Source organism: Streptomyces vilmorinianum (assembly GCF_005517195.1).
Lineage (GTDB): Bacteria > Actinomycetota > Actinomycetes > Streptomycetales > Streptomycetaceae > Streptomyces > Streptomyces vilmorinianum.
Window position 1 is genome coordinate 7,536,351 of record NZ_CP040244.1, and the last position, 20,643, is coordinate 7,556,993.

Here is a 20,643-nt window from a genome sequence, read left to right on the forward strand (position 1 = left end):
AGTGCTCCCCGCCCCGACCGTCCAACGCTCGGGCCGTCGCCTCAGCCGTCCGTGCCCAGGATCAACCCGGACGTGGGAACTCCGGTGCCCGCCGTGACCAGTGTCCTGGCCACGCCGGGTATCTGGTTCACGGACGTGCCCCGCACCTGCCGTACGGCCTCCGCGATGCCGTTCATCCCGTGCAGATACGCCTCCCCCAGCTGCCCGCCGTGCGTGTTCAGCGGGAGCGCGTCCGCCGCGACGAAGTCGGCCGCCTCCCCCGGCCCGCAGAACCCGAACTCCTCCAGCTGCATCAGCACGAACGGGGTGAAGTGGTCGTAGAGGATGCCCACGTCGATGTCGCCGGGCGCGAGCCCCGAGGTCCGCCACAACTGCCGGGCCACGACACCCATCTCGGGCAGTCCGGTGAATTCGTCGCGGTAGAAACTGGTCATCGCCTCCTGGTTGCGTCCGGCGCCCTGGGCGGCGGCGACGATCACGGCGGGTGGCCGGCGCAGATCGCGGGCGCGCTCGGCGGAGGTGACGACGATCGCCTGGCCGCCGTCGGTCTCCTGACAGCAGTCCAGGAGCCGGAGCGGCTCGACGATCCAGCGCGAGGCGGCGTGGTCGGCGAGGGCGATCGGTTTGCCGTAGAAGTACGCGGCGGGGTTGCGGGCCGCGTGCCGGCGGTCGGTGACGGCGACATGGCCGAAGGCCTCCGGGGTCAATCCGTACGTGTGCAGATAGCGCTGGGCGATCATGGCGACCCAGGAGGCCGGGGTGAGCAGTCCGAACGGCAGCTGCCAGCCGAGCGCGGCGCCCTCGGCGGAGGGCTCGCGCTGCTGGACCCCGGAGCCGAAGCGGCGTCCGGAGCGTTCGTTGAACGCCCGGTAGCAGACGACGACTTCGGCGACCCCGGTGGCCACCGCGAGGGCGGCCTGTTGGACGGTGGCGCAGGCGGCCCCGCCCCCGTAGTGGATGCGGGAGAAGAAGGACAGCTCGCCGATCCCGGCCGCCTGGGCGACGGTGATCTCGGGGCTGGTGTCCATGGTGAAGGTGACCATGCCGTCGACGTCGCCGGGGGTGAGCCCCGCGTCGTCGAGCGCCGCGTGCACGGCCTCGACGGCGAGCTTGAGCTCACTACGGCCGGAGTCCTTGGAGAACTCGGTCGCGCCGATCCCGGCGATGGCGGCGCGGCCGCCGAGCCGGTCGGCTCCACGGATGCTCATGACGTCACCCCCGTCGATTCCGTCGGCTCCGTCGGCTCCGTCGGCAAGGCGACCGTGACGGTGCCGGTCACGTGGTGCCCGAGGCCGTTGGCGCCCACGACCCGTATCCGGACGGTCTCCCTCTCCACATCGGTGACCGTGCCGGTCAACGTCATCGTGTCTCCCGGGTAGTTGGGGGCGCCGAGCCGGATGGCGACCTTCCGCAGCACGGCCCGGGGGCCGAGGTGGTCGGTGATGTACCGCCCCACCAGGCCGTTGGTCGTCAGGATGTTCATGAAGATGTCCGGGGAGCCCTTCTCCCTCGCGAGCTCCGCGTCGTGGTGCACGTCCTGGTAGTCGCGCGAGGCGACGGCTCCGGCGACGATCAGCGTGCGGGTGATCGGGATCTCCAGCGGCGGCAGTGCGTCCCCTGGTGTCACGACCGGGTTCATCGGAGGTCTCCGTTCGCGATCAGGTCGCCGAGCTCGGCGAGGAGTTCGGTGCCGCAGCCGAGATAGGCGTCGAGCTGTCTGCCCCACAGGAAGTGCCGGTGGACGGGGTGGTCGAGGTCGGCGCCCATGCCGCCGTGCAGATGCTGTCCCGCGTGGACGACCCGCTTTCCCGCCTCGGACGCCCACCAGGCGGCGGTCAGCGCGTGCTCGGCGGCCGGCAGGCCCTGGTCGTGGCGCCACGCCGCCTCGTAGGCGGTCACCCGGATCGCCTCGGTGTCCATATAGGCGTCGGCGGCCCTGAGCTGGACGGCCTGGTGGGTGGAGAGCGGGCGCCCGAACTGCTCCCGTACCGAGGTGTACGCGACGGCCCGCGCCAGTGAGCCGGCGCAGACACCGGCCTGGAGCCCGGCGAACACGATCCGCGCCGAGGCCAGCACGTCCGCGCAGGCCCCCGCGCCCCCGATCCGCTCCCCGGGGGCGCCGTCGAGGACGAGCCGCCCGGCGGCCCAGGGGGCGGTGAGCTCGACCGGCTCGACCGTCGCGTCGGCTGTCCGGACCAGCCGGAGGACGGCGTCCTCGTCGGGTACGAGGACGTGCGTGGCGTGCCTGAGCCAGGGCACCCAGTCCACGGTCCCGGTGAGCCTGGTGAGCCCGGTGAGCCGCCCGTCCCCGTGCCCGTCCCCGTGCCCGACCGCGCGCCTGTCCCCGTCCCCGGGGCCGTCCACGTGGCCTTCCCCAGGGCCCTCCCCGGCGGCCCGGACCGTGCCGACGGGCGGGAACGCCCCGGTCACCACCGTCGTCCCGTCCCGGAGCCCGGGCAGCAGCCGGTCGCGCTGCTCCTGCGTACCGTGCCGGGCGACGGCGAGGAGGCCGTACACACAGCTCGCGGCGAACGGCACCTGGGCCGTCGTACGCCCCTGCTCCTCGGCCAGCAGCACCAGGCCGAGCAGCCCGGTCTCCTCGACCGCGCCCGGCAGTCCGGCCGCGCACAGCGCCTTCCAGAGCTCGGCGTCCGTTCCCGTGCCGGCCTTCGCGAGCCTCTCGTGCGTGGCGAGATCGCCGAAGATCCGCGCCGCCAGCTCCTGGGCCGCGGCCTGCTCCTCCGTGGGTGTGAAGTCCATGTCAGCCCTCACCGCAGTCCTGCGCCCGGAACACGGGCAGCTCCAGCTCCTCGTCCACGCGGAGGAACTCCAGCCGGACCGGCATCCCGATCCTGACCTTGTCGTACGGCACGCCGACCACGTTGCTGATCATCCGCACGCCCTCCGCCAGTTCGATCAGCCCGACCGCGTAAGGAGGGTCGAAGGCCGGGAAGGGCGGGTGGTGCATCACCACGTACGAGAAGACCGTGCCGGAGCCGCCCGCCTCGAAGGTGTCCCACTCCTGAGAGCCGCAGGCGCTGCACCCGGGGAGCCAGGGGAAGCGGGCCGTCGCGCAGTCGGCGCACCGCTGGACGAGCAGCTTGTGGGCCTGGACGCCCTCCCAGAACCCGGCGTTGTCCCGGTTGATCACCGGCCGCGGCCGTCGCGGCCTCTCCTTGGGCTTCGCGGCCGCCGGCGCGTACTTGAGGATGCGGAAGCGGTGCGTTCCCGCGAGCTCTCCGCCGGCCCGGACGTCCATCCGGGTCGTGACGAAGTGCCCCGTCCCGAGCTTGGTGGTCTTGCGCTCGGACACCGACTCGATCACCGCGTCGAAGGTGATCGCGTCGCCGGGCCGCAGCGGCCGCAGGTACTCCTGCTCGCAGTCGGTCGCGACCACGGAGCGGTACCCGGCGTCGTCCAGGAGCGTGAGCAGCTCGTCGTACGCCCCGGACCGGCCGGTGTGGTGGCCGGACAGCCCTCCCATGGTCCACGCCTGGAGCATGGTCGGCGGCGCGACGGCGTCCGGTCCCGCGTACGCCGGGTTGGTGTCCCCCATCGCCTCGCACCAGTGCCTGATCATGGGCTCGTTGACCAGGTCCTTGCCGGTGCCCGCGGTGGCGGCGGGCTGTCCTTCGTACGCCTTCAGCAGCTCGTACACGTCCTGCTTCATCGCCTGCGTCATCGCCGCCGCCCCCTTCCCTTCATGCCGAGTCGCATCGTCGCGACGATCTCGCGCTGCACCTCGCTCACCCCTCCCCCGAAGGTGTTGATCTGCGCGGCGCGGTTCATCCGCTCGAGCTCACCGCCGTCGAACTCCCCCGGCGACCCCGCCCTCACCAGCCCCGCCCCACCCGCGATCTCCTGACATATTCGGTACACCTCCACCGCCGATTCGGTTCCCGCGAACTTCACGCCGCTCGCGTCTCCTGGGGCCAGCCGACCCGCCCCCACATCCCCCACCAAACGCCAGTTGAGCAGGCGTGTCGCCGCGAGCCGGGCATGCGCTTCGGCGGCCCGGATCCGTATCCACGACTCGTCAATGCGTCGCCGCCCCGTCACCGGATCGGGTGTGCGGGCGCGGTGGAGTGCGGAGGCGTAGAAGTCCTCGGCCTGCATGCCGATGGCGGCGAGTGCGACGCGTTCGTGGTTGAGCTGGTTGGTGATCAGCCCCCAGCCGCCGTTCTCCTCGCCGACCAGGTTCGCGGCGGGGACGCGGATCCCGTCGTAGTACGTCGCCGTCGTCGTCAGACCGCCGACGGTCTCGATCGGCGTCCACGAGAAGCCGGGCGCGTCGGTGGGGACGAGGACGATGGAGATGCCCCGGTGCGGAGGCGCGCCCGGGTCGGTGCGGCAGGCGAGCCAGATCCAGTCGGCGTTCTGGGCGTTCGAGGTGAAGATCTTCTGTCCGTCGATCAGCCAGGAGTCCCCGTCCCGTACGCCCTTCGTACGGAGGGATGCCAGGTCGGTGCCGGCCTCCGGCTCGCTGTATCCGATGGCGAAGACGCTCTCGCCGCGCAGGATGCGGGGGAGGAAGTACGTCTTCTGCTCCTCCGTGCCGTACCTCATCAGGGTCGGGCCGACGGTGTTGAGCGTGACCATGGAGACGGGCGCGCCGGCCCGGTAGGCCTCGTCGAAGAAGACGAACTGCTCGTCGGGGCCGCGGCCCTGTCCGCCGTACTCCTGCGGCCAGCCGAGCCCCAGCATGCCGTCGCCGCCGATCCGGCGGAGCAGCTTCCGCTGTCCGGCGGTGTCGGCGGGGGACGGCGGGCCGTCGGGCATGACGTCGCGGAAGTACGCGCGGAGTTCGGCGCGCAGCCGCAGCTGCCGCTCGGTCGGGGCGAGGTGCACGGCGACGGCCTCTCGTGGATACGGCGAAGGGTGACCGACTGGGTTACCGGCTGGGTTACCGACTAGATTCCTGACTGTCCGTCAGATATCTCGTCCCTGTCAAGGTCACGGACGGGGAGGGGAGGAGGAGGGCAGCGGGCGCGAAGACAGTGGAGCGGCCTGCACGCCGGCACCGAAGTGCCGCCGTACAGGCCGCCGTTCACCCCTCAGTCATGCCCCCCCGTCGGGCCGGACCCCAGCTGTCGGCTAGAACCACCAGGGATAGAAGTTGACCACCGCGTTCGACTGGTCGATGGAGGTGAACCCGGAGCCGTTCACACTGGCGGTGTTGTTCTGATTGGAGGCACCGGAGCCGGTGGCCACCTGCTGCGTGGTGGTCGAGTTGCCGAGATTGTGGCCACCCACGCCGCTGCCGATGATGGTGGCGACGCTCGTGTTCGATCCGTCGTCCGCGAATCCGCCGTTGTCGGCCTGCGCCACTCCGGCGAAGAGTGCGGCGGCCAGGGGCAGCGCGGCGGCAGCGGCGAGAACGCGGGCGGTACGGATGCTTGCCATGTCATTTCCTCCAGGAACTGAACTGAGCTGAGCTGAAGTGCCGAAGCTGAGGCACCGAAGTACGGCTTGTTCCAAGGCGGTTGGCCGACCGCCTCGGTCGTTGTGTTCGACGTCGCGACTCCAGAGTTGCCCACACAATCCCCGGCGAACCACCCCTCAGCGGCCGATTCCCCCTCAAGCGTGAGGACAAGTCGATAAACCACCTTCGTGCCCTCAAAAGCGCAGCTCACCCCGGTGGGGGTGGTGTCGCGTCGCCGAAACCGCGCGACCACAAGGGAGGAAGCGTTCCGGCAGATTTTCAGCCAATCCTCCCCCCTTCCCTTCTTCGAACGCGTGTACGAAAATGAGCGCATGGCCATCTCCGACCGGCGCTCCGCCACCCTGGCCCTCGCCCACGCGCTGTCCGCGGCAGAGCGCGGGCTCCCCGTCTTCCCCCTGTCCGCCACCAAGCTCCCCGCCCTGCGCTCACCCCACCGGGACGACCCCCACCCGGTCCTCTGCCGCGGGGAATGCGGCCGGCCCGGGCACGGGGTGTACGACGCGACCACCGACCCCGCGGCCGTACGGGCGCTGTTCGCCGCCGCGCCCTGGGCCACCGGCTACGGCATCGCGTGCGGGCGCCCGCCGCACCACCTCATCGGCGTCGACCTCGACGTGAAGCCGTCCCCGGGGCACGCGGCCGCGGCCGCGGCCGCGGACACGGACACGGACACGGACGCCACGGTGGGGCTCCGCCACCTCGCGCTCCAGCACCTGTTCACCGTTCCGCCCACGGTCACCGTCCTCACCCCCAGCGGCGGCCGTCACCTGTGGCTGACCGGACCGCCGGACGTCGTCGTCCCGAACTCGGCGAGCCGCCTCGCTCCCGGCATCGACATCCGCGGCGCCGGCGGCTACCTGGTCGGCCCCGGCTCGGTGACCGCCCGGGGCGCGTACCGCCTCGCGCCGGGCAGCGCGGAACTCGACCCGGCGCCGTGCCCCCGCGCCCTCCTCACCCTGATCGCGCCCCCCGCACCACCCTCACGCCCCCACACCCCCTCCGCCGGACCGCACCACGGCCGGGGCCTGGTCCACTTCGTCCTGACGGCCCACGAGGGCCAGCGCAACACGCGCCTGTTCTGGGCGGCCTGCCGCGCCTACGAGAACGGCCTCGGCGACTCCCTCACCGAGGCCCTCACCACGGCGGCGATCCGCACGGGCCTCCCCGAACACGAGGCCCGCGCCACGATCGCCTCGGCACAGCGCCTGATGCTGCGCCCCATGAGCCCTACGAGCAGGAGCCACGTGAGCTACTTCCACTCGTAGAACTTGGCCGTGGTCTTTCCTTCCGCGTCGCTCTCGAACTCGAACACGCCCACGATTTCCGCGAGGCGGGCGAACTTGGGGGAGACGTTGTCGTAGTAGAGGGCGCCGCGCCAGCTCACTCCACCGTCACCGGTGAAGTGCCCGACCCCGTGGCCGTGCCAGGTGGCCGTTTCGCCGTCCTTGGCCATGGTGATCCCCTGGCCCTCACCGTAAAGCGTGCCGTCGGCCCTCACGAAGGACGCGTACGTCCCCATGTCCGTGGCCTCGACACCCACAAGCGTGCCCGCCGCCTGGAAGGAGGTCTCCATCGCGGGATGGCCGTCGTCGGTGGGCAGGACCCGCATTCCCGTGGTCTCACCCTGTTCCTCGCCGAGCAGATCGCCGAGCATGAGGCGCGCCGCCGAACCGGAGACGCGCCCTCTGACACCCCCGCCTGTGGCTGCCGCCAGGCGGTGATTTCAGTAGACGTACGTGCCGTTCGGGCCGTAGGCGATCAGGTCGGGGAGGTCGGTTCCACGTGGAACGTCTGCGTAGACCGGTGCGCATCAGGACAACGTGGGCCGCTGACCGCAATGCAGCGGAATCCAGCGGCACATCTGCCTGTCCTGGCCCACACAGAACACACGGTCCGCCTCACGGACAGGGGTGTCTCGCCAATAGCATCGGCGTGTATGGGGACGTACATAGACGGGTTGATCGAGGCTCGCACCGCGGGCGGGGCGTGGGAGATGGAGGTCGATCTACTCGACTTCGACCTCTGGAAGCAGCGGGACGAGCGCGAAGCCATGTTCGGCTACGGCGGGAGCCTCGGAGTGGACCGGCCGCTCTTCGGCGCACGGGGGTGGCCGGAGGACTCCTGCGAGGAGGTGCCGAAGGAGGTCGACGAGCTGAACCACAGCCACTCGTACGCGACATGGGCCGAGATCGCGGCGGTCGACTGGAACGCGCCGATCTGCGACCGCCCCGATGGGAACCGTGTGGGCGAGTGGCGGCCGGGGCCGGACGGCGAGCTCGTCCTGCACGACGTGCTCTGGGCGCCGGTCGACGTGCTCGACGCGGCTGAGGAAGTCTTCGGCGAGGATCTGTTCCCGAACGAATGGCCGCCGGGCGGCGAGGTCCGTCTGAATGGCGCCGTGTACCGTCCGGTGGTCTACACGGCCGGGATGATCGTTCCGCCGGACGGCGATTGGGCCCCGGTATGGGCGTCGATGCGCGCGCTGGCAGCCGAGTACGGCGACGAGAACGTCCGCCTGGTGGTCTGGTTCGGCTGAGCCGACCGACCCGACCCTGCCGTCGGAGATCGCGGCTCTGCGCGCCGAGGACTGCACCCTGTCCAAGACCGGACGGGGTGAGCTGATCCTCTCCTGGAGCCGCCCCGAGGTGGGCTCGGTCTGGACCAAGGGTGGCCGACGACGGCCGGCTGTTCCGCGCAGCCATGCTGTGGATCAACTCCGGTGTGGACCCGATGGAAGTCGCCCAGCGCGCCGGGCACAGCCTCACGGTGCTCTTCCGCTTCTACGCCAAGATCGTCAAGGGGCAGCAGTCCCGGGCGGGGCCCACAGATGGCTCATACGCACTGGTCAGCGCCCGGATACAGCCGATCCAGGGTGAGACAGGCTGAGCACAGAGGGCGGGCCCCGGAATCCGGGGCCCGCCCTCTGACGTGCTGTTTCTCTGACCTGCAAGCGGTGGGTGTGGGATTTGAACCCACGGTGACTCGCGCCACGACGGTTTTCAAGACCGTTCCCTTAGGCCGCTCGGGCAACCCACCCCGCGCCGGATCCCGTTCGGGGCGGCGCAGGGACAGCCTAGCCGGTCAGTTGTCGCCCGTGCGTTCGCCGAGGGTCACCGTGGTGGTGGCCGTCTTGCCGTCGCGTTCGTAGGTGAGCTGGACCGAGTCGCCCGGCTGGTGGGTCCAGATCTCGCTGATCAGGGTGGGGCCGCTGTCGATCTGGCGGTCGCCGAAGCCGGTGATCACGTCGCCCGGCTTCAAGCCCGCCTTCGCCGCCGGGCCGTTCGGGCTGACGGACGGGGTGCCGCCCGCGCCCTCGGGGGCGATCGTGGCGCCCTCGCCGCGGTCGTTCATGTTCACCGTCGCGCCGATCACCGGGTAGACCGGCTTGCCCGTCTTGATCAGCTGCTCGGCCACGTTCTTGGCCTGGTTGACCGGGATCGCGAAGCCGAGGCCGATCGAGCCCGCCTGGGACTGGCCGAAGCCGTTGCCGGTCGACCGGATCGCCGAGTTGATGCCGATCACCGCGCCGCTGGCGTCGAGCAGCGGGCCACCGGAGTTGCCCGGGTTGATCGAGGCGTCCGTCTGCAGGGCGCTCATGTACGAGTTCTTGCCGCTGGAGCCGTCACCGGAGGCGACCGGGCGGTTCTTGGCGCTGATGATTCCGGTCGTGACCGTGTTCGAGAGGCCGAAGGGCGCGCCGATCGCGATCGTCGAGTCGCCGACCGCCACCTTGTCGGAGTCGCCGAGCGGGAGCGGAGTCAGCTCTTCCGGCGCCTTCTTCAGCTTCAGCACGGCCACGTCGTAGCCCTCCGCGCGGCCGACGACCTCCGCGTCGTACGTCTTGCCGTTGGAGAAGGTCGCCGAGAGCGTGCCGCCATCGGCCGCCGAGGCCACCACGTGGTTGTTGGTGACGATGTGGCCTTCCTTGTCGTAGACGAAGCCGGTGCCCGTGCCGCCCTCGCCCTCGCTCTCGCTGCCGATGCCGCCGGACTTCGCCTGGATGGTGACGACGCTCGGCAGCGCCTTGTTGGCCACGGCCGCGACCGTGCCCGGGTCGCGCTTGAAGGCGGCCGGGGAGTCCCCCGCGGAGACCGTGGTCGAGCGGGGGCCCTCGTCACCGCGCTCGGCGGCCCAGTAGCCGATGCCGCCGCCCACGCCGCCGGCCACGAGCGCGGCCGCGAGGACCGCCGCCACGAGACTGCCGGTCCGCTTCCGCGGGGCGGGGGGTACGGGCGGGACAGGGGCGCCCCAGGCCGGTACGGCCGGCGGCGGCGGGGGCCAGCCGCCCGCGGCGCCGGCCCCAACCGGCGCCGAGGCCGCGCTTCTGGTCGACGCCCCCACGGGCGTCTCCGTCGGCGTCTCCGTGCGCGGCTCCGCCGCGGGTGTCACAGGCAGCGGTGCCGTGGCGGGCTCGGACCGGGGGGAGTGTCCGGGCGCCGCCTCCGGCACCGCCGCCGGCTCGGGTCCATCCACCGACGCTGCAGGAGGGGCGGGAGGGACGGGAGGGACGGACGGGGCACTCGGGTCCGCCGGAACCGCGGTGCCCTCGTTCTCGGTGCTCACAGCTCTCTCCTCGTTCACTGCACGGATGGATGCCATCTCCAGGATGCTGGGAACAGCATTTCCCACAGGGCGTCAGGCCACTGTAAGCCGGAGCTGTGCGTCCGCACCCATTCTTTATTTACGGACAGAACGGACACGATCCGTTACGCCCGCCCCGCCAATGGCACCATGTCGCGGTGACCCACGCACGGCAGCACACCCATCGCGTCCCCGTCCAGGTGGTGGCCCACCGCGGAGCCTCCGAGGACGCCCCGGAACACACCCTCGCCGCCTATGTGAAGGCCATCGAGGACGGCGCCGACGCCCTAGAGTGCGATGTCCGGCTCACCGCCGACGGCCATCTCGTCTGCGTCCACGACCGGCGCGTCGACCGCACCTCCAACGGCCGCGGCGCCGTCTCCGCCCTGGAGCTCGCCGACCTCGCCGCTCTCGACTTCGGCACCTGGAAGGGGCGCGAGGAGGCGCGCGAGAGCCCGGACTGGAAGGACCCCGAGCTCACCTCCGTACTCACCCTGGAACGCCTCCTGGAGCTGGTCTCCGACGCCGGACGCCACATAGAGCTGGCCATCGAGACCAAGCACCCCACCCGCTGGGCGGGCCAGGTGGAGGAGCGCCTGCTCGACCTCCTGAAGCGGTTCGGCCTCGCGCAGCCGGCGGCTCCCGAGGAATCCCATGTACGCGTCATGAGCTTCTCGGCCCGCTCCCTGCACCGGATCGCGGCCGCCGCGCCGACCCTCCCCACCGTCTCGCTGGCGCAGTTCGTCACCCCTCGGCTGCGCGACGGAAGGCTGCCTGCGGGCGCGCGGATCGCCGGACCGTCGATCCGGATCGTCCGCCACCACCCCACCGTGATCCTGCGGCTCCAGAAGGCCGGACACCAGGTCCATGTATGGACAGTGGACGATCCGGAGGACGTGGAGCTCTGTGAGCGGCTCGGCGTCGACGCGATCATCACCAACCGGCCGAAGCAGGTCCTGTCCCAGTTGGGTCGCCTTTGACCCCCTTTCCCCACCCGCCTCGGGCCTTACAGGGAGTGCACCGGCGCGTTCGGTCCGTACTCGATCGTTACGAGTGCGTCACCGCACGTTGCTTGGCCGGTTTCCGGTCCAGGCCATTGGGGCATCCACACCGTGGCGTGGGGCAAAGGAGGTCTCGGGGGTGGCGTTGGTGGTGGCACAGGAGGTGCCCACGTCGTCGAGCATGGCCGTACCCCATGGCCCTGCGGGCGTGGGTGAGGCGCGACACCGGATGCGGGAGCAGTTGAGCCGCAGCGGGATGTCCGAATCGGTCGTCGACGACGCGGTACTGATCCTTTCCGAGCTGCTCAGCAATGCCTGCCGGCACGGCAGGCCGCTGGGGCGGGCGGAGGTGGGCGACGGGGACGTCCGTGCGGCCTGGCACGTCGATCCGTCAGGAGGCCTGACCGTCGAGGTGACGGACGGCGGTGGTCCGACGCGGCCTGTTCCGTCGACGCCCTCGGTCACCGCACGCGGCGGCCGTGGGCTGAACATCATCAGCGCGCTGGCTCAGGACTGGGGCGTACGGGACAGCGCGTCCGGCGAGGTCACGGTCTGGGTGGTCGTCACCGAGGGCCATCGGCGCGAGGACTTCGCGGCGAGAGTCGGCGGCGGCTCGGGCTTCGAGTTCCTGGACGCGTACGACGACCTGGAGTGACGGCGCCCTGGAGTGACGACCTTGAGTGGCGACCCTGAGTGGCGACCCTGAGTGGCGACCTCAAGTGGCGAACGGCGGGTCGGACACCAGGTTTCCACCGACCGACCCGGCCTGGGCCCCGCATCGCTTCCGTACGGCTAGGCTCGCCCGACACAGAGCCGTGCACCGAGCACGGTCCTGCACAACAGCACTGCCGCTATCGGGAGAAAGCCACACCATGGCCAAGAAGCGCCCCCAGACGAAGGCCGCCAAGGCACAGGTCACGAACGGGGAGATCCCGGTCGTCGGTGCGCGCGAGCCGTGCCCGTGCGGTTCGGGCCGCCGCTACAAGGCGTGTCACGGCCGGGCCGCCGCGCACGCCGTGACCGAGCTCGTCCAGCGCCCCTTCGAGGGGCTGCCCGGCGAATGCGACTGGGTCGCGCTGCGCGAGCTGGTGCCCGCCGCCACCGTCCCGCTCACCCTGAAGGACGGGCTGCCCGAGGGCGTGCCGTCCGTGACGCTCGCGACCGTGCTGCCGATGGCCTGGCCGGCGCTGCGCCGCGACGACGGCTCCGTCCTGCTCGCGCTGCAGAACGAGTCCTCCTCCGGTGACCTCGCCCGCGATCTCGCCGACACCCTCCAGCGCGCCCTGGAGGCGGAGCCCGGCACCCCGGTCGCCGCCCGCCGCGTCCCGGCCGAGGGCCCGCGCCTGCAGGACCTGCTCGACCCGAACGGCGATTTTGCGCCGGTCGTGCACTCGGGCTTCGAATTCTGGATCCCGGAGTCCGCTGGCAACTCCGACGCCGAGGTCAAGGCCTCCCTCGAGCGGGCCAACGCCGCCGCGATCCCCACCGTCAAGCTGACCGGTGTGGACGCCGCGTACTGGTGCGAGACCCCGGACAAGAACCACCTGCGCTGGGTCATGCCGCACCCCGAGGAGAAGCTCCTCGACGCGCTCGCCCGCCTGCACGCCGCCGGCACCTCCTCCCTCGGCGAGAACACCCGCCTGGTCGGCTCCTTCCGGGCGCACGGCCTGATGGTTCCCGTCTGGGACCTGCCGACGTCGATGGGCGCCGAGGAGTGCGAGAAGCCCGCCGCCGAGTTCGCCGAGCGGCTGGCCGCGGCACTGGCCTCCGACGCCCCGCTCACCCCCGAGGAGCGCCGGGCCCGCGGTGGCCTCACCAACCGTCAGGTCACGCTCAGCTGACACCAGGGGTGGGCTCGGTGACTGACAGACCGACCAGTCGGTGACGTCCGCCACAACTCCCCGCGCGGCCAGGTAAATCCCTGTCCGAATAACCGAGATCGAATTTGCGAACCGCAGATCTCTTGTTACCGTTCTAGAAGCCCGGTCGCTGGTGCATCCCCCGTCGCCAGCGATCGGGCCTTCTCATGCCCGGATCATGCTCGGGTCACGCCCGGGTCGCGCCCGGACGGATCCCGTCCCGCGGCTCAACTTCCGCCCGCGACAGCCGTGTTGCTCCCCGCCCGCAGCAGCAGCGGCGTACTGGCTCCCTCGCCCGCTCCCGCGAATTCCGCTACCGCCGAATAGGCCGAAGCATCCCCTCGGCCGCGTTCCCGTGGCGTCTCACAAGCCCCCGGTTCATCGTGTGCCGTGACCGAACAACGCACTTGTACGGTCCGCCCGCCGGGGGCCATCAGAGTGAGTACGGAGTCGAGCCGCTGGCCGGTGGCATTGCGGTAGTACGTGCGCGCCCAGGTGTCGGGCCCCTCCGTGAGGACGCAGGTCTGCGCCTCGATCCCGTCGGGGGAGGTCAGCTCGGGGCCGCAGTGCGAGGTACGGCCGGGGAGCGCGGAGGTCGACGACGTCGACGGTGACGGCGACGAGGGCGGGGCGACCGCGGCCGAGGGTAGGGACGTGGGCGCGGGCGCGGGCGGCGCGGGCGCCTCGCCGAGGCCGAGCCCGGGCAGCAGGCCGCCGTCGCCCTGCGGCTTCGCGTCCTCGCCGGACGCCGTGCCAGGCACGGCGCCGGACCCCGGCCCGGCCCCCGGACCGGCCGCCGGGCCGGCCAGGGCGACCAACGGCAGGAGGGTCGCGCACGCCACGACGGCCCCGAGCCCGATCATGCGGAGATTCATGGGACCCACCTGCCCGGCTGGCTGCGACTCGTCAACGGTGGGCCGAAGATATCGGCGGAACGGGCGCGCACAGCGCGCCGCGCGCCCATTTCCCGTACAACTCGGGCAGCCTCACACCCGTATGGGTGACACCCCCGCCCCCAGCCTCAGTACGCGAGCCTGCTGCCGCCCTCCGGCGCGCCCGTGCTCGCCTCCACCAGCGCGTCCACCACCGCCTCCACGTCCGGCAGCCACGGCCTGGCCGAGCCCTCCAGCGGCGCCCGCTCCCAGCGCACCTGCCCCGCCCCCGCGACCGACGGCGGCAGCAGCAGATAGCCGCCCTCGCCGTGGAAGCGCAGCGAGCTGGGGACGCTGTCCTTCGCGTAGAGGAGTTCGCCGAGCTGTTCGAGACCGTACGGAGCGACCAGCAGGGACCAGCGCGTCGGCGTCGCCACCACCGGGCCGAGCCGCATGCCCATCGTGTCGAGGGCCGCCAGGGCGCGCGCGCCCGCGACGGCCGGCAGGCTCACCGCGCACGGCGCGCCGCCTCCGGTGGCCAGGACGACCGGGGCGTCCGGGCGCCGGGTCCACCACCAGCGGATCATGCGCGCGTCGGTGGTGGCCGCGAGCAGTCCGGGGTCGAAGGGGTGTGCGCCGGGAACGACGCACTGCGGGTCGGGGCAGGCGCAGCCCGCCCCGCGGGACGTACGGGTCGTCGTCTTCAGCCCCACGCCGGGCAGTACCGGCCAGCTCCATTCGGTGGCATAGGTGAGCGCCGCGTCGAGCTGGGCGGCCCTCTCCTTGCGCCGGAACCGGAGCCTGCGTCGCCTTCCGAGGATCTCGCGCATGAGCGCTCGTTCCTTTCCGTTGAACGCCGAATCCACATCACACCATGTGCAGATCACTTCACTGTGCGTATCAGCGCGTACAAGGTCGGCGGTTCACCGCCCCGTGCGGTGGGGCGGGAGGGCCGAGCTGAGGCTCGTCGTCCACTCGAGGGGCGCGGCCTGCGGCGGTGAGGACGCCCAGGCACCCTGCCAGGTTCCGGGGCCGTTTCAACTGCCCCTGGCCATCACCGTTTTACGTACCCATCACGTTCAAATCAACGCGCTTTCAAACGACGCCAGTCGACCGCAAAAGGTGCGCCGTGGGGGCAATTTTCAGCCAACTTGGCCTGCACTTCAACCCTTCTGCCCAACCCCACGGACACCACAAGTCCCGCGAGGACAATGCTGGACATCCCTCCTCCAGTGCGTGTACATGTGGATGCACTGCCAGCGGCGCAGAATGACATGGGGGTTTGCGATGCTATTGCGCGAAACGTACCGGTCGGAAAGCCGACTGCCATGAGCGCCCCACACCTGCCGAAAGTGGCTGGAATCGATTCAACGGTTCCTTCGCCCGCGCACACTGCCGCACCGACCACGCCCACCAGCCCGTCCGCGGCCCACCTCCCAGGCATCCCGGGCGCACTGATCCAGGACCACCTGGCCGCCTGGGTCTCCGATCTCACCACCCTCCACGAACTCACCGAACGCCTGGTCACGACCGGTTCGCTCGACGAAGCGCTGCGCGAGGTCCTGCGCGCCGGCGCCGCCCTCGTCGGCGCCCGACGCGGCATGGCCGTCCTCGAACCCGCCGACGGACTCGGCCCCACCTCCACCGTCGGCCTCGGACTCGCCCACGCGGAGCTCGGCACCATCGAGACCGTGCCGCGCAGCGCCACCTCCTACGGCCGCATCCTCGACGGGCTCCCCGATCCGCTCGCCGTCCCCGACCCGATCGCGGTCCCCGACCTGCTCGGCCAGGCGGAGCTCGACCCGCGCCACCGCGAGGTCGCCGCCCGCCTCGGCTACGCCGCCAGCTACGCCCTCCCCCTCGCCACCGAGGCCGCCGGCCGGCTCGGCGCCGTCGTCTGGCTCTACGACGAGCCCGCCGAGCCCGTCGAGCGCCAGCGCCACCTCATCGGCCTCTACGGCCGGTACGCCACCGAACACCTCGCCCGCCTCCTGGAACTGGAGCGCGCCCGCGTCCAGGTCGCCACCGTCGCCGAGGAACTGCTGCCCAGCCGGCTCCCGCGCGTCCCCGGCGTCCAGCTCGCCGCCCGCCACCACACCGGCCCCCAGGGCGGCGGCGACTGGTACGACGCGCTGCCCCTGCCCGAAGGCGCCCTCGGCCTCGCCGTCGGCTCCGTGTCCGGGACCGGACCGAGCGCCCTCGCCGCGATGGGACGGCTGCGCGCCTCCCTGCGGGCGTACGCGGTCATGGAGGGCGAGGACCCCGTCGCCGTCCTCTCCGACCTGGAACTCCTGCTCCGCCTGACCGAGCCCGCCCGCTCGGCGACCGCGCTCTTCGCCTACTCCGAGCCCAAGCAGCGCAAACTCGTCCTGGCCGGAGCCGGGCACACCCCGCCGCTGATCGTCGGCGACCACCGCACCGAGTTCGTCGAGACCTCGCTCTCGGCCCCTCTCGGGATGCTCGCCTGCTGGGAGGCGCCCAGCATCGAGATCGCCCCCGCCCCCGGAGAAACGGTGCTGCTCTACACCGACGGGCTGCTCCGCCGGACCGGCGACCCCATGGACCGGGCCTTCGCACGCCTTCACGCGGCCGCCGCCGGGGTGCCCAAGGCGGACCGCACCGACCCCGGCGCCATCGCCGACCACGTCCTGCGGACCCTGCTGCCCGAAGGCCTCGACCACGCCGTCGACGGGGAGGACGTGGTCCTGCTCGCGGCCCGCTTCGAGTGAGCCGCGCGCAGAGCCCGAGCGCGCCGCGCGCAGAGCCCGAGCCGGCCGCGCGTCGAGCACAGGTGACTCGGCGGTAATAGGTCTTCCGGCCCTGGGCCCCCTTCCGCACGACCGTACGATGGTGAAGGTTCAGTGTCGTACCAAGAGGAGGCAGACCGTGGCCGAGGAGCTCACCCCGGAGACCCCGGACGAGACCGAGGAGCCGATCAAGCAGCGCAAGAACGGCCTGTACCAGGGCGTCTCCGACGAGCTGGCCGAGAACATGAAGTCCGGCTGGGCCGACACCGAGCTGCACGACCTGCGGCCGATCGCGCAGGCGGAGCAGACCGCGGCCCGCCGCGCCGCGCTCTCCGCCCGCTTCCCGGGCGAGCGCCTGGTGATCCCCGCCGGCAACCTGAAGACCCGGTCGAACGACACGGAGTACAGCTTCCGCGCGTCGACGGAGTACGCCTACCTCACCGGCGACCAGACCCACGACGGCGTACTCGTCCTGGAGCCGGCCAAGTCCGGCGGCCACCAGGCCACGATCTACCTGCTGCCCCGCTCCAACCGTGAGAACGGCGAGTTCTGGCTCGACGGCCAGGGCGAGCTCTGGGTCGGCCGCCGCCACTCCCTGACCGAGGCCGAGAAGTTCCTCGGCATCCCGGCCAAGGACGTCCGCGAGCTGCCCGCCGCCCTCAAGGAGGCCGCCGGCCCGGTCCGCGCCGTCCGCGGCCACGACTCCGGCATCGAGGCGGCGCTGACCGACAAGGTCACCGCCGAGCGCGACGAGGAACTGCGCGTCTACCTCTCCGAGGCCCGTCTCATCAAGGACGACTTCGAGATCGCCGAGCTCCAGAAGGCGTGCGACTCCACCGCGCGCGGCTTCGAGGACGTCGTCAAGGTCCTCGACAAGGCCGAGGCGACCAGCGAGCGCTACATCGAGGGCACGTTCTTCCTGCGCGCCCGCGTCGAGGGCAACGACGTCGGCTACGGCTCCATCTGCGCCGCGGGCCCGCACGCCTGCACCCTGCACTGGGTCCGCAACGACGGCGCCGTCCGCTCCGGCGACCTGCTGCTGCTCGACGCCGGCGTGGAGACCACCGAGCTCTACACCGCCGACGTCACCCGCACCCTGCCGATCAACGGCCGGTACAGCGAGATCCAGCGCAGGATCTACGACGCCGTCTACGAGGCGCAGGAGGCGGGCATCGCCGCGGTGAAGCCCGGCGCCGCCTACCGCGACTTCCACGACGCCGCCCAGCGCGTGCTCGCCGAGAAGCTCGTCGAGTGGGGCCTGGTCGAGGGCCCGGTCGACCGCGTCCTGGAGCTGGGCCTGCAGCGCCGCTGGACCCTGCACGGCACCGGCCACATGCTCGGCATGGACGTCCACGACTGCGCCGCCGCGCGCACCGAGGCGTACGTCGACACCACGCTGGAGCCCGGCATGTGCCTGACCGTCGAGCCGGGGCTGTACTTCCAGGCCGACGACCTGACCGTGCCCGAGGAGTACCGGGGCATCGGCGTCCGGATCGAGGACGACATCCTCGTCACCGACGACGGCAACCGGAACCTCTCGGACTCGCTGCCGCGCCAGGCCGACGAGGTCGAGGCGTGGATGGCCGGCCTGAAGGGCTGACCTGAAGGGCTGACCTGACGGACACAGCAGGGCCCCCGCCGATCACGTCGGCGGGGGCCCTGCTCGTACGTTCACGTCATGTCACGTCAGCGCGAGGGGAGCGTCCGTCCGCCACTTCACGATCTTGTCGAAGCTGACGAGTGCACCGCCCCGGCCCGTACGGCCGAAGTGCACATGGTCCGCCAGCTCCTCGATCAGCCGCAGTCCGCGGCCGTTCTCCGCGTCCGCGGCGGCATCAGGGGCGGCGGCCGGCAGCAGGGTCCCCGGGAAACCGGGACCCGAGTCCGCCACCTCGATACGACAGGTCTCGCCGTCCAGATAGGCCGTGACCCGGTACGCCTCGGACGGCACACCGCGACCGCCGTCGCCACCGTGCTCGACGGCATTCGCACACGCCTCGGTCAGCGCCACCGACAGCTCGTAGGAGACATCCGGATCGACACCCGCCGTCTCCATCGTGCCGAGCAGAAGCCGCCGCGCGAGCGGCACGCTCGCAGCCTCGCGCCGCAGATGGAGAGACCACCAGATGCTCATGCTCCAGCCTCCTGGCTGCGGCTCGACATACCGATACCTATTGCCCCGAGGAAGGGCCCGTAAGCCCCCAAGCCACACAAGAGCGCTCATTCGGCGGATGTGTCTACGCCGTGTGCCGGTGTATGCCGACTCGAACACTCACCAAAGGTGATCTTCCGGACCTGCCGCACGGGCGGAAGGGGCCTGGTGCGATGATGAGGCCGCCATGTCTGCCCCCGCGCTCGCGCCACGCCTGCTGAGGGCCGCGGTGTTCACCGCGGTCTGCGTCGTGCTGTCCGGGCTCGGCCACGCCCTCGCCGCCTGCGCGGGAATCGCCCTGTGGACGATGGTGGCCGGCTTCCTCGCGGTCTTCGGCATCACCGTGCTCGCCGCAGGACGCGAGCGCACGCTTCCCTTCATCGTCGCGGCACTGACCGGCGGACAGCTCGCGCTGCACGCCCTCTTCGAGCTCGGGCAGCGCCCGCTCACGAGCGGCTCCCCCGGCCCGGAGGCCCACGACGCGCTGATCCGCATGGCCGCCAAGCTGGTCTGCGGCGTCGCGCCCGCCTCGCTCAGCGCCGCCGACGCGACCCGCGTCATCACGAACGCCGGGCTCGACCCGGCAGACGTCACCGCCGCCGCCACCGCGCAGGCCGCCCACGGCGCACACCTCTCCGGCGGAGCCGGGGCCGGAGCCGTGCAGAGCGCGGACCTCCTGCCCGACCTGCCGATGGCGCTCGGCCACCTCCTGGCCGCCCTCGCCACCGGCTGGCTCCTGCGCCGCGGCGACCTCGCCCTCGGCCGGCTCGTACGGATCTCGGCCCATGGCGCCACCGAACTCGCCGAGGCCGCCCTCGTCCGCTCCCTGCGCGCCGCACTCACCCTCGTACGGGCACTGCTCGCCGGCCTTCCCGGGCTCCCGGCCGCCGCGCCGCGCCGCACCGTCCGTACCGCGGACGGCACCTCCGCGCCACCCGTCGCGGAAGCACTCCAGCACACGGTGATCCGGCGCGGCCCACCGGCCGCCGACTGCGTCCTCGCAGCCTGACGCGGACCGCTCACAAGGAGCGGGTCCGCGGCCGTCCGCACGCCCGTACTACGTAGACGTACACGTACACGTACACGTACACGTACACGTACACGTGCACGTGCACGTACACACGTACTCGCGTACGCCCGTACCCGGTTCGCATCGTTCCGGTCGTCGGCGTGCCGGACGCCCACCTCTTCCTTCCGAGCTGGAGTGTCTTCTGCCATGAACGTCTCCCGTATCGCCCTCGCCGCCGGCATCGCCGTCTCCTCCGTCGCCCTGCTCTCCGGCACCGCCTTCGCGCACGTCGGCGTGCAGCCGCAGGGCGAGGCCGCCCAGGGCGGCTACGCCACCGTCAACGTCAAGGTCCCCAACGAGCGCGACAACGCCTCCACCGTCAAGGTCGAGATCAACTTCCCGGCCGACCACCCGCTCGCCTCCGTGATGGCCCAGCCGGTACCGGGCTGGAAGTCCGAGGTCACCAAGGCCAGGCTCGCCAAGCCGCTGGAGATCCACGGCAAGACGATCAACGAGGCCGTCACCAAGGTCACCTGGACCGCCGACGGCTCGAAGATCGGCCCCGGCCAGTTCCAGCAGTTCCCGCTCTCCCTCGGCCGGCTGCCCGAGGACACCGACCGGCTCGTCCTCAAGGCCATCCAGACGTACGACAACAACGAGGTCGTCCGCTGGATCGAGGAGCCCAAGGAGGGCGCGGCCGAACCGCAGAACCCCGCCCCCGTCCTGAAGCTCTCCGCGGCGAGCGATGACCACCACGGCGGCGCCAAGACCGACGAGAAGAACGAGAAGACCGACGCGAAGACGGGCGACAAGGCCGGTCACGACAAGAAGCCCCACACCGAGGCGGCCGGCTCCCACTCCGATTCCGGCTCCAGCGACACCACCGCGCGCGTGCTCGGCATCGTCGGCATCCTCGTGGGCGCCGCGGGCATCGCCTTCGGTGTGCTCGCCGGCCGCCGCCGCTCGGCCTGACCCTCCC

Annotated in this window: 21 protein-coding genes and 1 tRNA gene; 10 read left to right on the forward strand and 12 right to left on the reverse strand. The window is 71.7% G+C overall.

Going from position 1 to position 20,643, the window contains the following annotated elements:
* Positions 1–41: 41 nt before the first annotated feature.
* The 6 genes from FDM97_RS35075 to FDM97_RS35100 form a co-directional block, all read right to left on the reverse strand.
* Entirely contained in the window at positions 42–1,208 is a 1,167-nt protein-coding gene (locus FDM97_RS35075) for a lipid-transfer protein (RefSeq protein ID WP_137994477.1), read from the reverse strand.
* Positions 1,205–1,639 (reverse strand): MaoC family dehydratase, encoded by a 435-nt coding sequence (locus FDM97_RS35080; protein ID WP_137994478.1) that lies wholly within the window; start codon positions 1,637–1,639, stop codon positions 1,205–1,207. Before FDM97_RS35080 ends, FDM97_RS35075 begins: the two co-directional genes overlap by 4 nt.
* Complete coding sequence (locus tag FDM97_RS35085) at positions 1,636–2,760, reverse strand: acyl-CoA dehydrogenase family protein (RefSeq protein ID WP_137994479.1); 1,125 nt, start codon at positions 2,758–2,760, stop codon at positions 1,636–1,638. Before FDM97_RS35085 ends, FDM97_RS35080 begins: the two co-directional genes overlap by 4 nt.
* Before the next feature lies 1 nt (position 2,761).
* Positions 2,762–3,682: a bifunctional MaoC family dehydratase N-terminal/OB-fold nucleic acid binding domain-containing protein gene (locus FDM97_RS35090; protein ID WP_137994480.1), complete on the reverse strand. Its 921-nt coding sequence runs from the start codon at positions 3,680–3,682 to the stop codon at positions 2,762–2,764.
* The gene (locus FDM97_RS35095; RefSeq protein ID WP_137994481.1) at positions 3,679–4,848 is read right to left on the reverse strand and encodes an acyl-CoA dehydrogenase family protein; all 1,170 of its coding nucleotides are present in this window, start codon (positions 4,846–4,848) and stop codon (positions 3,679–3,681) included. Before FDM97_RS35095 ends, FDM97_RS35090 begins: the two co-directional genes overlap by 4 nt.
* A 246-nt stretch (positions 4,849–5,094) precedes the next feature.
* Positions 5,095–5,403, reverse strand: a complete 309-nt coding sequence (locus FDM97_RS35100; protein WP_137994482.1) for a hypothetical protein — start codon at positions 5,401–5,403, stop codon at positions 5,095–5,097.
* Positions 5,404–5,754: 351 nt separating this feature from the next.
* Between FDM97_RS35100 and FDM97_RS35105 the strand changes: the two genes are divergently transcribed.
* The gene (locus tag FDM97_RS35105; RefSeq protein ID WP_137994483.1) at positions 5,755–6,708 is read left to right on the forward strand and encodes a bifunctional DNA primase/polymerase; all 954 of its coding nucleotides are present in this window, start codon (positions 5,755–5,757) and stop codon (positions 6,706–6,708) included.
* Here FDM97_RS35105 and FDM97_RS35110 read toward each other — a convergent pair.
* Positions 6,693–7,097, reverse strand: coding sequence for a hypothetical protein (locus FDM97_RS35110; RefSeq protein ID WP_137994484.1), 405 nt, complete (start codon positions 7,095–7,097; stop codon positions 6,693–6,695). The two genes, FDM97_RS35105 and FDM97_RS35110, sit on opposite strands and share 16 nt — an antisense overlap.
* Positions 7,098–7,379: 282 nt before the next feature.
* Here FDM97_RS35110 and FDM97_RS35115 point away from each other — a divergent pair, with 282 nt between their 5' ends.
* Together FDM97_RS35115 and FDM97_RS36780 are read left to right on the forward strand one after the other, a co-directional pair.
* Positions 7,380–7,979, forward strand: coding sequence for a hypothetical protein (locus FDM97_RS35115; RefSeq protein ID WP_137994485.1), 600 nt, complete (start codon positions 7,380–7,382; stop codon positions 7,977–7,979).
* 131 nt (positions 7,980–8,110) lie between these two features.
* Positions 8,111–8,329: an integrase gene (locus FDM97_RS36780; RefSeq protein ID WP_254705872.1), complete on the forward strand. Its 219-nt coding sequence runs from the start codon at positions 8,111–8,113 to the stop codon at positions 8,327–8,329.
* 65 nt (positions 8,330–8,394) lie between these two features.
* Here FDM97_RS36780 and FDM97_RS35125 read toward each other — a convergent pair.
* Both FDM97_RS35125 and FDM97_RS35130 read right to left on the reverse strand, forming a co-directional pair.
* Positions 8,395–8,479: transfer RNA gene (locus FDM97_RS35125), tRNA-Ser, on the reverse strand.
* Positions 8,480–8,524: 45 nt separating this feature from the next.
* Positions 8,525–10,006, reverse strand: a complete 1,482-nt coding sequence (locus FDM97_RS35130) for a S1C family serine protease (RefSeq protein WP_137994486.1) — start codon at positions 10,004–10,006, stop codon at positions 8,525–8,527.
* 176 nt (positions 10,007–10,182) lie between these two features.
* On the opposite strand from FDM97_RS35130, the gene FDM97_RS35135 reads away from it, so the two are divergent.
* The 3 genes from FDM97_RS35135 (at position 10,183) to FDM97_RS35145 (ending at position 12,866) form a co-directional block, all read left to right on the forward strand.
* A complete protein-coding gene (locus FDM97_RS35135; RefSeq protein WP_137994487.1) occupies positions 10,183–11,004 on the forward strand; it encodes a glycerophosphodiester phosphodiesterase in 822 nt (273 codons plus the stop codon).
* Positions 11,005–11,077: 73 nt separating this feature from the next.
* Positions 11,078–11,680 (forward strand): ATP-binding protein, encoded by a 603-nt coding sequence (locus tag FDM97_RS35140; protein ID WP_137994488.1) that lies wholly within the window; start codon positions 11,078–11,080, stop codon positions 11,678–11,680.
* 217 nt (positions 11,681–11,897) lie between these two features.
* Positions 11,898–12,866 (forward strand): DUF5926 family protein, encoded by a 969-nt coding sequence (locus FDM97_RS35145; RefSeq protein ID WP_137994489.1) that lies wholly within the window; start codon positions 11,898–11,900, stop codon positions 12,864–12,866.
* Between the two features lie 245 nt (positions 12,867–13,111).
* On the opposite strand, the gene FDM97_RS35150 is transcribed toward FDM97_RS35145, so the two are convergent.
* Positions 13,112–13,759, reverse strand: coding sequence for a hypothetical protein (locus tag FDM97_RS35150; RefSeq protein ID WP_137994490.1), 648 nt, complete (start codon positions 13,757–13,759; stop codon positions 13,112–13,114).
* 146 nt (positions 13,760–13,905) lie between these two features.
* Entirely contained in the window at positions 13,906–14,586 is a 681-nt protein-coding gene (locus FDM97_RS35155) for a bifunctional DNA primase/polymerase (RefSeq protein WP_137994491.1), read from the reverse strand.
* A 381-nt stretch (positions 14,587–14,967) separates the two neighbouring features.
* On the opposite strand from FDM97_RS35155, the gene FDM97_RS35160 reads away from it, so the two are divergent.
* Together FDM97_RS35160 and FDM97_RS35165 are read left to right on the forward strand one after the other, a co-directional pair.
* Positions 14,968–16,485, forward strand: coding sequence for a PP2C family protein-serine/threonine phosphatase (locus tag FDM97_RS35160; protein ID WP_137994492.1), 1,518 nt, complete (start codon positions 14,968–14,970; stop codon positions 16,483–16,485).
* A gap of 157 nt (positions 16,486–16,642) precedes the next feature.
* Positions 16,643–18,103: an aminopeptidase P family protein gene (locus FDM97_RS35165; RefSeq protein WP_137994493.1), complete on the forward strand. Its 1,461-nt coding sequence runs from the start codon at positions 16,643–16,645 to the stop codon at positions 18,101–18,103.
* An 81-nt stretch (positions 18,104–18,184) separates the two neighbouring features.
* Here the strand turns inward: FDM97_RS35165 and FDM97_RS35170 are convergent, their stop codons facing one another.
* Positions 18,185–18,637 carry an ATP-binding protein gene (locus FDM97_RS35170; RefSeq protein WP_137994494.1) on the reverse strand — a complete coding sequence of 151 codons (453 nt, stop codon included), beginning with the start codon at positions 18,635–18,637 and terminating at the stop codon, positions 18,185–18,187.
* Between the two features lie 205 nt (positions 18,638–18,842).
* Here FDM97_RS35170 and FDM97_RS35175 point away from each other — a divergent pair, with 205 nt between their 5' ends.
* Together FDM97_RS35175 and FDM97_RS35180 are read left to right on the forward strand one after the other, a co-directional pair.
* Positions 18,843–19,664, forward strand: coding sequence for a hypothetical protein (locus tag FDM97_RS35175; protein ID WP_137994495.1), 822 nt, complete (start codon positions 18,843–18,845; stop codon positions 19,662–19,664).
* Between the two features lie 207 nt (positions 19,665–19,871).
* Positions 19,872–20,636: a YcnI family copper-binding membrane protein gene (locus FDM97_RS35180; protein ID WP_137994496.1), complete on the forward strand. Its 765-nt coding sequence runs from the start codon at positions 19,872–19,874 to the stop codon at positions 20,634–20,636.
* The last annotated feature ends 7 nt before the right edge of the window (positions 20,637–20,643 follow it).